At 35.5% G+C, this 13858-nt stretch carries 10 protein-coding genes, 1 tRNA gene and 1 pseudogene; 5 read left to right on the forward strand and 7 right to left on the reverse strand.

The window, feature by feature from the left end; all coding sequences use genetic code 11:
- Window positions 1–6: 6 nt before the first annotated feature.
- A complete protein-coding gene (locus AWV75_RS03140; RefSeq protein WP_060872965.1) occupies window positions 7–1242 on the forward strand; it encodes an MFS transporter in 1236 nt (411 codons plus the stop codon).
- A 204-nt stretch (window positions 1243–1446) separates the two neighbouring features.
- Window positions 1447–1520: transfer RNA gene (locus AWV75_RS03145), tRNA-Met, on the forward strand.
- A gap of 185 nt (window positions 1521–1705) precedes the next feature.
- Here the strand turns inward: AWV75_RS03145 and AWV75_RS03150 are convergent.
- Window positions 1706–4582 carry a tetratricopeptide repeat protein gene (locus AWV75_RS03150; RefSeq protein WP_060872966.1) on the reverse strand — a complete coding sequence of 959 codons (2877 nt, stop codon included), beginning with the start codon at window positions 4580–4582 and terminating at the stop codon, window positions 1706–1708.
- Between the two features lie 632 nt (window positions 4583–5214).
- Here AWV75_RS03150 and AWV75_RS03155 point away from each other — a divergent pair.
- Window positions 5215–5622 carry a hypothetical protein gene (locus AWV75_RS03155; RefSeq protein WP_147279647.1) on the forward strand — a complete coding sequence of 136 codons (408 nt, stop codon included), beginning with the start codon at window positions 5215–5217 and terminating at the stop codon, window positions 5620–5622.
- Between the two features lie 128 nt (window positions 5623–5750).
- Window positions 5751–6011, forward strand: a complete 261-nt coding sequence (locus tag AWV75_RS03160; protein WP_156424166.1) for a hypothetical protein — start codon at window positions 5751–5753, stop codon at window positions 6009–6011.
- Between the two features lie 325 nt (window positions 6012–6336).
- Here AWV75_RS03160 and AWV75_RS03165 read toward each other — a convergent pair whose 3' ends face one another.
- Window positions 6337–6831 carry a DUF6265 family protein gene (locus tag AWV75_RS03165; RefSeq protein WP_060872969.1) on the reverse strand — a complete coding sequence of 165 codons (495 nt, stop codon included), beginning with the start codon at window positions 6829–6831 and terminating at the stop codon, window positions 6337–6339.
- A gap of 150 nt (window positions 6832–6981) precedes the next feature.
- Here AWV75_RS03165 and AWV75_RS03170 point away from each other — a divergent pair, with 150 nt between their 5' ends.
- A complete protein-coding gene (locus tag AWV75_RS03170) occupies window positions 6982–7398 on the forward strand; it encodes a hypothetical protein (protein WP_060872970.1) in 417 nt (138 codons plus the stop codon).
- Window positions 7399–7478: 80 nt separating this feature from the next.
- Here the strand turns inward: AWV75_RS03170 and AWV75_RS03175 are convergent, their stop codons facing one another.
- The 5 genes and pseudogenes from AWV75_RS03175 to AWV75_RS18845 all read right to left on the reverse strand — a co-directional run.
- Complete coding sequence (locus AWV75_RS03175) at window positions 7479–9452, reverse strand: OmpA family protein (protein WP_060872971.1); 1974 nt, start codon at window positions 9450–9452, stop codon at window positions 7479–7481.
- Between the two features lie 17 nt (window positions 9453–9469).
- Complete coding sequence (locus tag AWV75_RS03180) at window positions 9470–10402, reverse strand: PorP/SprF family type IX secretion system membrane protein (RefSeq protein ID WP_060872972.1); 933 nt, start codon at window positions 10400–10402, stop codon at window positions 9470–9472.
- An 8-nt stretch (window positions 10403–10410) separates the two neighbouring features.
- Entirely contained in the window at window positions 10411–11682 is a 1272-nt protein-coding gene (locus AWV75_RS03185) for a gliding motility-associated C-terminal domain-containing protein (protein WP_060872973.1), read from the reverse strand.
- Window positions 11683–11688: 6 nt separating this feature from the next.
- Window positions 11689–12294, reverse strand: coding sequence for a hypothetical protein (locus AWV75_RS03190; protein ID WP_060872974.1), 606 nt, complete (start codon window positions 12292–12294; stop codon window positions 11689–11691).
- Between the two features lie 82 nt (window positions 12295–12376).
- A pseudogene (locus AWV75_RS18845) lies at window positions 12377–13858 on the reverse strand (hypothetical protein); the annotation flags it as partial.

Raw genomic sequence — 13858 nt, forward strand, 5'->3', positions numbered from 1 at the left:
CACGTCATGAAAAAAATATACCAAATTTATCTAGACTCTTATCGAGGATTATCCTCAGCATCTTGGATGTTAGCCATCGTTATGTTAATCAATAGAGCTGGATCGATGGTATTTCCTTTCTTAGGTGTTTACATGACCAAAGAACTTCATTTTACAGATGAACAAACGGGTTATGTTTTAGCTTGTTACGGACTTGGTTCGATGACTGGTTCCATGTTAGGTGGGTGGATTACGGATAAAATCGGTAACTACAAATTACAGTATTTGAGCTTACTTGGAAGTATTCCGATGTTTATTTTACTGCCTCACTTTACTTCTGTCATTAGTTTAGCTTTAATGATTTTCGTTCAAAGTACTATTAGTGAAATGTTTCGCCCTGCGAACTCTGTTGCTATTACAAAATACGCTCGACCTGAAAATATTACGCGTGCTTTTTCCTTAAACCGCATGGCGGTTAACCTTGGATTTTCTATTGGTCCTGCTATGGGAGGAATGTTAGCAGCAATTTCTTATGCCTTATTGTTTTACATCAATGCAGGTGCAGCTTTCTTTGCGGCAGTTGTATTCATCTACTTCTTTAAAGGGCGTAAAGAAAACCCTAAACCAACGGTATCAGTTGAAGAAGATGCCGATATTACTTTAGGTACTTCGGGTATTAAACGAAAATCACCTTATAAAGATGGGCTATTCTTGTTCTACAGTTTTTTCTGTACCTTATATTCCATTGCCTTTTTACAGCTGTTTAGTACCTTACCTATTTTCTATGAAAAAGTAGGTGGCTTGAATGAGTTTGAAATTGGAATTGTATTAGGGTATAGTGGTTTGTTGATTTTCTTAACGGAAATGCTACTAGTACACATGGCAGAACGCCATTTAACCACGCAGAAAACGATTTTCTATGGGGCTTTAATTGCTCCCCTAGCTTTTGGTGTTTTCTTGTTGGATCACAGCTTATTTACCATTTTCCTTTCTATTACATTATTAAGTGCTTCGGAAATGCTTATTTTTCCATATACCTCAACAGTTACTGCTATGCGTGCGGATGATTCAAGTAAGGGGGCTTATATGGGGGTCAATGGATTAACATTTGCCGTTGGATTCATTATTGCTCCTATTTTAGGAACGAAAATTGCAGCTAACTTTGGTTACAATACCTTGTGGATCGTGATGGGGTCGATCTTTTTACTTTCTGCTTTTGGATTAAATTATACCGTTGGAAAAATGGTTAAACCGAAAGTATAAGCTTTCCTTTTACTTTTCTTACTTTTTTACTGAAAGCAATACAATCATGTTAGTTATTGATTACAAACAGGATAGCTAAAAAGGGGTAAAAAATAAATGTTAAAATTTAAAACTCTACATAAAATCGAGCTTTTGCGCCTTGCATTCTATATATTTTGTTCTATATTTGCACTCGCATTAACAAAATAATGCAGTCCAATATATGGCGAGGTAGCTCAGTTGGTTAGAGCGCAGGATTCATAACCCTGAGGTCACGGGTTCAACTCCCGTCTTCGCTACAAGGCAAAAAGACTTAATCGAAAGATTAGGTCTTTTTTTTTGGTTTACAGTGAACGATTGGTTGTAATCATTCTGAATCAAGTCAAAAGTTGAAAGCGAAACAAAAAAGTTAGCGCTCCCGTCTATTAAATGTACGTGCAATATTGACATTTTAAAATCTAATACCTATAGAAGGCACGACCCTTTATTTTTTCACCGAAGAAGGAGGAAAGCCAAAGTGTTTTTTAAATACTTTGCTAAAATAAACTGGATCTTCAAATCCTACTGCCCATGAAGTTTCTGCTACACTTGTCCCCTCTTTTAACAATTGAATCGCTTTTTCAAAACGAAGCGCACGTATAAAATCAGCAGGTGTTTTTCCCGTTATGGTTTTCAATTTTCGAGTAAGTTGACTCACAGACAGAAATACCATTTCTGCCAAGCTATTTACGCCAAACTGCACATTAGAAACGTTTTGTTGAACAGCTAATTCTAAATCGTCAATAAATTTTCTTTCTTTCTTGTTTAATTCAGGGGTTGTCTCCTCTGACGGTACACTATTCCCTTTAAATTTTTCGCGAAGTAGTGCTTTAAATTTCAGAATATTTCTTACCCGAAGCTTTAATTCTGCCAAGGAAAAAGGCTTTGCAAGATAATCATCCGCTCCTGTTTCCAAGCCCAACAATATATCTTTCTGCTCCGCTTTTGCAGTTAATAATATAATTGGAATATGGGAAGTTGCTATGTTATTTTTCAATATTTCGCATAATTGAAACCCATTCGTATCAGGCATCATTACATCACTAATGATTAAATCTGGTACTAATTCCTCTGCTAATTTTAGTCCTTCACTTCCATTTGCAGCTTCTACATACTGGTATTCTTTCCCAAGATTCTCAGTAATAAAATGACGTAATTCGGGTTGATCCTCCACGATAAGTACTAGTGGAAGCGCTGTGTCTTGCTGTTCTTTACGCTCAAGCGGATATTCCTCTTTTATAGGAAAAACGATATTTTGCTCAGTTAACGCTAGGTTTGTTCTATTTTCTGTTGTTGCACTATCCATCCAAAAAGTAAAAGTACAGCCACCATCAGATGGAGATTCTACTATGATATCTCCTCCATGTAGTAGTGTGAGCTCTTTTACTAAAGCTAACCCAATACCAAAACCAGCATAAGCCCTCTTCCCGGAATCATCCACCTGATAAAATCGATCAAAGATTTTAGCTATGTCCTCTGTCTCTATTCCTTTACCTGTATCAGTAACCGTTATCAACAGTTTATCATCCTTATAATCTATTTCAACCGTTACGCTTCCTCCAGGAGGAGTATATTTAATAGCATTAGACAGTAAATTCGTAATAATTACAGTTAATGCTTCAGAAGAATAGATAAACGGATTTTCTATCAACGATACTTTTACGCGTTCGGTTTGGTTTAGTTTTAATACAATATTGTGTTGTTCTGCATAGGAATGAAAAGATTGCACTAGCATACTTGCTTCCTTCAATACATCTCCTTTTTTATAGTGAAGTTTATATTCTCCACTTTCCATTTTAGATAGATCAAGCAATTGATTAATTAAAGTAAGCAGCCTTTTTCCGTTTTGTTCTATTTTCTCAAAATGAGAAAAATCTTCTTTTCGTCCATTTTCTTTTAATACTTCAATATGGCCGTTGATTAATGTAAGGGGTGTTCTAAACTCGTGTGAAATATTAGCCAAAAATCGAGATTTAAACTGCTCCGTTTCTTTAATGGTCTCCACTTCTCTACGTTGCAATTCTAGGTTTTGTTTTTCAAATTTCAATTTTTTATTTCTCAACCTAAAAAGATAAATGGCAAAAACGACAAATAGCCCCATTACAACTAAACCTGCCAATGCAAAGTTTCGCTGTAATTTTTTAGTTTTAAGTTCCTCTTGGATTACAGCCTCTTTTTTATCATACTCGTACTCCATGGCGATCGCCAAGCTTTGCCTTTCACTGTTTTCATTCATCAAGCTATCGCGATAGACAATATATTGTTTATAATTTTCGAATGCATCTTTATAATCCCCCAAAGTGCTATCATCCAAAGTAGCGTTGTGGTAAATATTCATTATAAGCTCTTTTCGTCCTATTGCTTTAGCAATAGATAAAGCTTTCTTATACTGTTCTTTAGCTGAGGCTGGTCGATTTAATTTAGATTCTATAATCCCTAAATTCAAGTATGTGGTTGCGATTCCACCCTTTTCATCAATTTCCTCGAATCCTTTTAAAGATTTCAAAAAACTCTCCAGAGCCTCCGTGTATTTACCTTGTCGTTGATATACAGCACCAATATTGTTATAAACACCCGCCACTCCACGTTTATTTCCTAATTCTTTTTTTATTTCTAAAGCGGCAAAATAATTTTCTAATGCTTCGGGATACTTGCCTTGATACTCATAAATAAGTCCAATGTTATTATAACACTCTGAGATTCCTAATACATCCCCAGTTTCTTTCCATATTCTTAATGCGACTGTATAATTTTGCAGGGCTTCTTCGTGCTTACCCGTATTTCCATTAATAATACCAATACCACTATGGCACAATCCAATTCCCTTTTTATATCCTATTTTTTCAAATATTTTTAGCCCAGCATATAAGTTTTTTAGTGCTTCCGGAAAGTCTCCTTGATAATCATAAAGCGTTCCAATGTAGTAATAAGAATAGGCAACCTCTCGTTCATCTCCAATTTCTTCATATATTTTTAAACCCACAGCGAAATTTTTCACTGCTTCAAGATCTTTTTCTTGTTTTTCGTAAAGCTTGCCTAGAACATGATATGTATTTGCTTTTCCTCTTTTAAAATCAAGCTTTTCTGATAATTTTAGTGCCTTTTGAGCATAACTAAAAGCACGATCAAATTGTTTTTCCTGAACCAAAAGACGGGCAAGTGCATTCATTTGACTAACTGCCAAAGTATCTGTAATGGTTTTGTTAGTAAGAATATTCGTTAGGGAATCTATCTTGTTTTCTAACACCTGTTTGTCTGATTGTGAAAAAAGCGTAGAATGAATGAAGAAAAATAGGAGTAAGAAAGAAAAGCACTTGTTCATTAGGCGAATTTTAAAATGCGCGAAATTAACAAAACAAATTTTTAAAAAAAAACTTATCAAATAAATTATACACAATAAAAACCACATAAGACCATACAATATATGATAAAATTAAAAACAACTTCATTATTTATCTTTCGCTTTAGAATACCATGTACGTTTTAATGCAGTATGACATCCCCGTTTTACATCAATAGTATCTCTCTATTTCTTACTCACCGAAGCTGTCCTTCATACGATAAAATTCTGTATCAAGAGAAAACACATTTTAAGAAAGACTTGGAAGAATGCTCCAAAAAGAGAAAAACGTACAACTTTATAGCTTCAAACAATCAGCATCACTTCATTCTAAAAAGAAGGTAACAGCAACTAAAACCTAGTACATCTTCTGATTTAAAAAAAGAAAACACTCCTTTACTTCAATCAATATAACAACCTAACAATCAACTACTTAATCTATTTATGCATTATTTTTCAACTATTTTATGCGCAAAAAACGCCAAGTTTTTGCTTCATTTTCACCTAGAAGAATAATTAACACGGCTATACATTTGTAGCAAATTTCCAAACAGAGAATGGATTTAATATCGACTTACTCAACTATTAATAAATAACTAAAAATTCAAAACAAAATGGTTAAAAAACCCTACTTATTTGGATCGTTACTTGTTTTATCACTTATGCTTAATTCTTGTGGAGGGACGCAACCTTATGCAACAGGAGTTAACTCACAAACACAGCGTGTAGATTCAAAATTAAAAAGAAGTGATTATACGATGATGGATCAGCAATACCAAGGTGTTGTAGTTAACACGAAAAAACTCAAGAAATACAATGTAGATCAACTTAAAGAGCTTGCTTTTATGGAAGCAGAAAAAGCAGCGATAAAAGCGGGGGCAGACGGTGTGCTAAATCCAGTTTATATGGTAGATCAAAAAGGAAAAAAATTTTATGTTACAGCTCGTGTTAAGGCTTATAAGTTAAAAAGTGACAACGAATATCTTGACATGGAGAACAATTTAAAACACAATCCAAATTGATAATCCTAGTAAAAATAAATGCTCAAAAAGTAAAATCCTACCTATATATTATATCAAAAAACGCAACTGTAATTTAGGATATTCAAATTACAATAGCTCTAAATTTAATTAAAACACTTATATACCAAATGATGAAACAAATTCTAAAAATTTCGATTGTAGCTACTTTATTTATGTTTATGTCTTGTAGTAGTGATGATAGTGGAAGTGGAAGCTGCGATGAAGCTGCACTTACTAAAGCATACGAAACTGCTTATAACAAGTATAATGAAGATCAATCTGACGCTAACTGTTTAGCTATTGTTAAAGTGATTAAGCAAGCATTAGACAACAAATGCATTGACCAAGAAGAAGCTGATACTTACGGACTAGGCTTACCTTGTTATTAAAAACTAAGTGTGATTCAAAAAAGTCTTCTATTGCAACTAAATTAAACAATGAAGTACATGTAATACTAGTATTGCATTAGAAGAAGAATCTCATTTTACTTGAAGTATAGAGCCTTACTAACGCTTCACTTTACTTCGATATTTAAGTTATTTACCATAACGAATATCACGAAAAACCGCCATTAATTGGCGGTTTTTTTATTTAAAAATGGATTTAGCTACAACCTATTTTTTCTTCTGGATCCGCACAAACAATTAGATATAACAGTTAGGAATTGCTTTAAAAAGAATATCTTTTTTAGATCCTATTTCTTCTTCATTACTGCTACTCTTTCACAAATACAAAATCAATCACCATATCCTTATTTGAAACTTTTGCTTTTAGTTGATCTCCTTCCAAATGATAGGCAATATGCGTTGGGAAATCGTGTGCTTCATTGACGCAAAGCAACGTGTTTTCTTTTAATTCTGAGACTTTGAATTCGACTGTATCGGCTTCATCTGAGGTTTTCACAAACAAACTCCACTGCCCATTTACTTGTTCTACTTTCATATACTCCTTACTCAACGTATCGCCTTGGGCAAGTGTATATCCGATTCCATCATACTGAGAAGCACTTGTTTTTTTCCAAGTTTCAAACGTGGAACGACCTGCTTCATCATTGGTTCTTTTCCAATTTCCCAAAAGCCAGTCTAAATTCGCCGTTTGGGTTGCTTCTGTTTGCGCTTGCGGTACCACAGCATCTGATTGAGGCGTTTTACCGTCTTTGCATGAGGCAAATACAACGGCCATAATCGCTAGTACTATCCCTTTTTTCATCGTTACTATTTTTATAGTTATTTTGAGTTATCTATTAAAGGTAATCAATTCTATAACATCTTATAAAAAAGTGATTCCCTATTTTTTCCTCCTAAACTTTCCCTAAAAAGGAAGGAAGATGACCCAAAACTAAATATATTTGTTTCATTCATGACGAAGTACAATCGACATATCGCCCAATTTTTGTGTCTCCTATTTGTTTTTTTAGGTGTAGAAAAAATCAATTTCTTCACTCAACAAAATTGTGAGGACAAGCTTTTTTTCTGTCCGATTGCGAATATGTATGTATACCAATTGGGAGCTTCTCCTTCAGAAGATACTGGAAAAGCAACCAAGAGCAAAAGCTGTAAGGCGACCAACATCAGCTGTGAAACGTTTTTTATTGCACAGGTATTGGAACAACCGCAAACAAAAGATCGCCTTCGCTTTACAGACAAACTGTACTTCTACCAACCTGTCATCCATTCGAATCCATATATAACACTAGTAGATCCACCTCCTAATGTTTCAGTCCTATACAACAAGAGCTCCCAAAAGGAGCTCTTGTTTGTTTTTGGTCTTGTTTAGCCTGTATCAAACACAAAAGGCCACTCGATCCGAGTGGCCTTTTTAGGAATTAAAATAATGTGTCTATAGCAGTACTAATTTTACATTTTTACAATGATAAACTCACTTCTTCTGTTTTCTTGATGCTGTTCTTGTGAACATGGAACACCATTTTTACATCCATTGATTAATTGGCTTTCTCCATAACCTCTTCCTGAGATTCTCGCTGGATCAATGCCTTGTTTAATCATCCATTGCATCGTTGATTTTGCTCTACGGTCTGACAACTTCATATTATAAGCATCATTTCCACGGCTATCAGTATGCGAACGAACGTCAATCTTGATGTTTGGATACATTTTTAATACCTCAACAACTTGTGCTAATTCTACTGCTGCATCAGGTCGGATGGTTGCTTTATCAAAATCAAAATAAATCGGTTGTAATTTCAATTTCTTGAATAAATCATCATCTTCCGTGATCGTTTCTTGGAGTGGTTCTAATCCAATTTCCACTTGCTCGACTGCATTTAATTCGTACCCCATTGTCTGCGCAATTTCTTTGGTTTGGAATCCTGCAGCTTCTGCTTTTAAACGATATTTTTTACCACAATCTAAGTCGGTTAAATTAAACTTCCCTTGATCATCTGCGTGAATACTATCCAACACCGTGTAAGTAGCATCATATAGAGTGATTTTAGCATGCGCTAACGATTCTCTTGTAGAAGCATTAAACACCCAACCAGCAATACTTTGTTTGCAAATAATTTCTTTCTTCTCTTGAACGAAGTAAATGTCATCTCCTCCCATTCCACCAGCTCGATTGGAGCTAACGAATCCCTTTTTGGTTTTAGGATCAAAGTAGTACCCAAAATCATCGGCAGGACTATTCATTGGCTCTCCAATATTTGTAACGGTTCCAAAAGATCCATCTACATTCATTTTCGCCATGAAGATGTCCAATCCACCTAATCCAGGTCTACCATCGGTTGAGAAATAGAGCATAAAATCACTTGAAATAAACGGAAAAGTTTCACGTCCTTCGGTGTTAATTTGCTTTCCTACATTTTCCACTTTCGCAAAGCTTCCATCTTCTTGTATGGCTACACGAAATAAATCACTTTGCCCGATAGACCCACTGCGATCTGAAACGAAATACAACCATTTATCATCTGGCGTTAACGCAGGGTGTGCGTTATTTGCTTTAGCATCATTAATTGTCAATGCTACAGGTTTGCTCCAAGTTCCATCTTCTTGTAACGTGGATTTGAACAATTGCAATAGGGCATTTTTAAATCGATTCTGTTGGATTTCATCTTTGGTTGCACTTGCATTTTGAGTAAAGTACATCGTTTTGCCATCCTTGGTAAAAACAGCCGTTGATTGGTTGATGTCTTTTCCATCTCCATTGAAGAAGGTATGGGGTTCATCAAATGTTCCATCCTGTTTTATTTTTGAAGCATATAAACTGGTATAGGCTTCATTCGTCCATTTGTGTACTTTATTACCCGAAACATCTTTGGATGCTCGTGCAGACGTATAAATCAGTTGATCTTTAAAAATCGCTGCTCCATAGTCTGAATATTCACTGTTTATTTGCAAAGCTTCTACTTCATAGCGGTTTGAACGTTTCTCAATATCCGTTCTGTAATGATCCTTGTTTGCTTCAAACAATTGAGCGCGAGAATCCGTTTGTTCCAAAGTCGTAAACTTTGTCATATAGGCATCTGCTTCTTCATATTGCTGCATCGCACGCAAGGTTTGTGCATAACGATAGTAATATTCCGAATCAATAGAGGCTTGATTCTCTTTCGCGAATTGAAATAGTTCTTGATACCATTTATGCGCCTCTGTCAGCTTGCCATTAAAATAGTAGGCATCTCCTAGTTTTTGCAGCGTGTTTACGCTTTTAAATCCCTTTTCGACTGCCTTTTCATAGATCTCAATAGCATTGATATACTCGTACTTTTCAAATTTTTGATCTGCTTTATTTTCACGTCTTTCTTGTGTCCATCCTATTGATGTTGTCAACGCGATTGAAGATAAAACTAGTAATTTAACTAATCTCTTTTGCATAATTTATCATCTTTAGGTTAGAAGAAACGCGGCGATGTTTTTCTCGTATATCGATTAAAGATATCGGCACGCAAGAAAAACTCATGTGATCCGCTGTTGTAATGTCTTAATTTGGAAGTATCTGCATCATATGAATACCCTACAAATAGGGTTTCATTGATTTGAAATCCAACCAATCCACTAACAGCAGCATCCCAACGATAGGCAACTCCCGCAGTTAACTTCTCAAAAATCAAGAAATTTGCTGTTAAGTCAATCTGTAAAGGTGCACCTTGTACCGTTTTCATTAAGAATGCAGGTTTGAATTTTAAATCTGGATTGATATCAAATACATATCCCCCGATTAAATACAACTGCATACGTTGTTTCATTGTTGTTACTTCGTTATCATCATAACGGTGTGTTTCTAAAAAGCTAGGCACTGATACCCCTAAATACGATCGATCAGAATAAAGATATACCCCCGCACCAATATTAGGTGTAAACTTATTGGTGATATTTTCTTGGATATTGATATCTGAAGGATCAAAAGGATGTCCTTTTGCATAATCCACATTCAAAAGATCCGCAGAGGCTTTTAATCCGAAAGCCAATTGATAGGTATAGTTCAGTTTTATTTTGTAGGAGAAGTCAATAGCAATATTGTTTTCGTCCATAATACCAATCTTATCATTGACAAAAGAGAGTCCCAATCCTACATTAGAATCACTAATAGGCGTACTTACCGAAAAACTCGCTGTTTTTGGAGCTCCATCTAATCCTACCCATTGTGTTCTATAATTTCCAAATACACTTAATACTTCTCTTGTACCAGCATACGCAGGGTTATAAACCGAAGTGTTATACATGTATTGTGCAAACTGAGGTTCCTGTTGTGCGAAACCTTGTTGAGCAGCACTTATCAATACTAAGGCTGTTCCAACTTTTTTGAGTTTGTTTAAAAAATTCATCCTTACTATTAATTCGTTTCTAAATGTAAATACCCTGCTTTCTTAATCGTTCTTGATGCGCCGTCTTTCTCTACTTCATAAACAATAATATAGTAATAGGTTCCTGAAGGTAGTTTCTCACTATCGTTTAAGGTCATTTTCCCTTTCGAATAGCCTGTAAAAACATTGCCATTTGAATCGTAGTTTTTCGTTTCAAACACTTTAGCTCCCCATCTGTTGAAGATTTGAACGCTATTGTTTGGAAATCTTTGGATGTTATCAATAAGGAAATAATCATTTACTCCATCACCGTCAGCAGTAACAATGTTATAGATTACGACATCTCCTTCTAATAACCAATCTGTTTTTACAGTTGCTAATGTAAAGTATCCCAATCCTTTTATTGTTGCTGGAGTGATGATACGATTGGTACTCATATCGACAATTCCGCCTTCATCTACCCATATTTTCTTTTCCTCATCCCAACGAACAATATGTAGATCTTTTTCTGGATTTTCGAGTACAGTAGGAGAAGTTGTACGATCATCCCAACTTAACTCTAGGATGATATTTTTTTCTTCTTTGTTTTTCTTCTCGTCTTTCGTTTCTTTATCTACATACCAATACTCCGTTGTATTCAAGGTTTTGATTACACCTGAAGTATTTGCTTTATCATGAAAAAAAGCATCGTCTTTGTACTTATATTCCCCCACATAAACTGTACTATTTTCTGGTGCAGTAATATGAGCCGGACGATAGTATCCGTGATTTCCTATGGGAAAAGTAAAAGCGTCCTTCCCCACTTTATCTACCGTTCCATTCACATGGCTCTGGTCCGTTGGGTTATTCGCTTTGGCTCCTTCCATAAAAGCAAAAGAACCTTTATTGTCTTCCATCGTTACAATGCCATCGATAAACTCAACTTCTCCTTTTGCTGAAATATCATTGCTTAAGTAAAAAGCACTTTCAGCAGTTGAATTATTCAGTTCGAGGTTGTTGAAACTAATCCCCTGACTTCCTCCAATGATTTGTTGTTGATTAGAAGTAAAGATTGTTTTACCTGAATTTTTCAGTTTTCCATCTTCTCTAAAAGCGAACAGCCCATCATTGTCCAAGTTATGGTACACATACAACGTCCCGTTGTTGAATACCGAAGCTTCCTTTTTGTTTTCCATCGGAAAGAGCGTTGCCATTTCTGTATTTGGCATAATGTACAAACCGCCGTAATTAACGGTTTGTCCAAACGCTAAACCTCCTGTCAAAGCAAAAAAACCAAGCAAGATTTTGTGGTTTATTCTCATCTCTCCTTATTCTTTAACAACGAAAACAATATTCATCACAGCGTATGGATTCCCTGAACCGATTACGGTATAGGTCATTTTCCCATCTGCTGTAATGGAAATATCAGAAAAAACAGTTGTATCATAATCTGTTACATAGTAATACAAATCAGTTGCCTCAGGGAAATGTGGAATTACCGCAGGTGCACCAATACTACTCGCTGTATTACCCACTAATGTAAATTGTTTTACATATTCTTGGTACAAGTCTTTATTTCCAGCACCAAGTGTTCCCGTATCAAAAACAATAGAAGGCATATAGAAAAACTTCACTGCTTTATTGTCTGAAGTTACCATTTGTTGCCATTTTGTCCCATCATTATAATAGAACCCAGGTACTACATCATTTTGTCTTTTGATATTATAAACCGTCATACCTGCTACATGCGCTTGTAATGGAGCAAAGTCTGTTGTACTAACCAACTCTAATCTTGGCAATAATAGACCTTTATTTGCAGCTTCGATTTCAAGCATCGCGTTCGCATTAATTGTTGGTGTACCTCCTACTTTAGTTTGAGCAAATCCTACAGTGCTCAATACTGAAAATACGAATCCTAAATATATCTTTTTCATCTTATTGTTTTGTTTAAGTTTAAAATGATGGAGTTTATCTGTTACAATAAAACCCCATCATCTTGCTATTGATTAATTTTAATTAGGGTTGAACTTGCTCGTTTGATGCATATTCAACTACAACTTCGTAATTACCTGCTGGCAACATCATATATTGATTACCTACACCAATATTAAATTTCACTGTTGTTCCAGTCTCTACAGCAACATCTGTTGTACTCTCCGTTACAATGTGTCCTGCCGCATTTAGTAATTTGATGCCCAATACTTGTCTGATTTGTTTATCCCCTGCTAAAGTATTGAACGACACAGGTGCAGCAACTGCAGAATACACTTGGATTGTTGTAGCTCCTTTTCCTAAATACACTTTATATCCATTGTAAACATTTCCAGTAAACACCGTATCTCCTTCATTAATAATTGTATCACCTAATGCTTGCTTCACAATATCTTTGTACTTGTTAATCAAGTTCACTAAGAAAGAAGCTGGTAATTCAATTTCTTTGTTCTCTTTAGTACCATCTAGCTTGGTAATTACTTGGTAGAATACAGCAGGAGTATTATCATCATTATCGTGATCTCCGAAGTAAACGTTACCTCCTAAATTCAATACATTCGTGATTGCATTCTTAATCTCTTCGTTGTTGTTGATTGAGTTTAAGATATCTTCCGTCATGTTGATGTAATCTACATTTCCTCCCTCAGCATTGTACTCATAGAAGATTTCTCCTTTTTTCACATCTCCCGCTACTGGTGCTGTACGTACTTCTCCAAATGTTGGCAATGTACCATCTACTAAAACTTCAGTGCGTTTAATTTGTGTTTTCGTCTCTGTCTGCGCAACTAAATCTTTAATATCAATAGTCTTGTAGCTATTAGATGCTTCATCCCAATATTGGAAGACCCAAATTTTCTGACCCGCATTGGCTGGATCGTCGATTTCTCTGTACACTACATTTCCATCTGAATATTGAGAAATGTACTGTAAGTATTCTTCTACCGTGGTAAACGTTTTATCACCTTCTGTTGTAGTAATGGTGATATTCGTTGGTGATTCTAAGATCTCTTGAATGTTGTTGATCACACCACCTACTACATCTATGTGAATCACACCTGCTGGAACAGCCGTCCAATTTGCTGGATCTGTTTCTCCTCCTGCTTTGATGTACGCTTCTGATAAGTAGTATTGTTTGTTGTTGTACACAACAATTGTTGTATTCGTCTCAGCTGCTTCAACTAAATCCTTGATGTTAATCGTTTTGTACGTATTTGTTGCATCATCCCAATATTGGAATACCCAAATTTTCTGACCTGCATTGGCTGGATCGTCAATCTCTCTGTACACTACATTTCCATCTGAATATTGAGAAATATATTGTATGTATTCTTCTACTGTAGTAAAGGTTCTACTTCCTTCTATTGTGTTAATCGTAAGATTGGTTGGTGATTCTAAAATCTCTTGGATGTTGTTGATCACACCACCTACTACATCTACGTGAATTGCACCTGCTGGAACAGCCGTCCAATTTGCTGGATCTGTTTCTCCTCCTGCTTTGATGTACGC

The sequence above is a fragment of the Myroides odoratus genome, from assembly GCF_001549985.1.
Lineage (GTDB): Bacteria > Bacteroidota > Bacteroidia > Flavobacteriales > Flavobacteriaceae > Flavobacterium > Flavobacterium odoratum_A.

Excerpts from the sequence above, each read along its gene's own strand:
- AWV75_RS03190 (WP_060872974.1), bottom strand. The coding sequence starts at position 12,294 with ATGAAAAAGATATATTTAGGATTCGTATTTTCAGTATTGAGCACTGTA.
- AWV75_RS03160 (WP_156424166.1), top strand. The coding sequence starts at position 5,751 with ATGATGAAACAAATTCTAAAAATTTCGATTGTAGCTACTTTATTTATG.
- AWV75_RS03165 (WP_060872969.1), bottom strand. The coding sequence starts at position 6,831 with ATGAAAAAAGGGATAGTACTAGCGATTATGGCCGTTGTATTTGCCTCA.
- AWV75_RS03180 (WP_060872972.1), bottom strand. The coding sequence starts at position 10,402 with ATGAATTTTTTAAACAAACTCAAAAAAGTTGGAACAGCCTTAGTATTG.
- AWV75_RS03155 (WP_147279647.1), top strand. The coding sequence starts at position 5,215 with ATGGTTAAAAAACCCTACTTATTTGGATCGTTACTTGTTTTATCACTT.
- AWV75_RS03150 (WP_060872966.1), bottom strand. The coding sequence starts at position 4,582 with ATGAACAAGTGCTTTTCTTTCTTACTCCTATTTTTCTTCATTCATTCT.
- AWV75_RS03140 (WP_060872965.1), top strand. The coding sequence starts at position 7 with ATGAAAAAAATATACCAAATTTATCTAGACTCTTATCGAGGATTATCC.
- AWV75_RS03175 (WP_060872971.1), bottom strand. The coding sequence starts at position 9,452 with ATGCAAAAGAGATTAGTTAAATTACTAGTTTTATCTTCAATCGCGTTG.
- AWV75_RS03185 (WP_060872973.1), bottom strand. The coding sequence starts at position 11,682 with ATGAGAATAAACCACAAAATCTTGCTTGGTTTTTTTGCTTTGACAGGA.
- AWV75_RS03170 (WP_060872970.1), top strand. The coding sequence starts at position 6,982 with ATGACGAAGTACAATCGACATATCGCCCAATTTTTGTGTCTCCTATTT.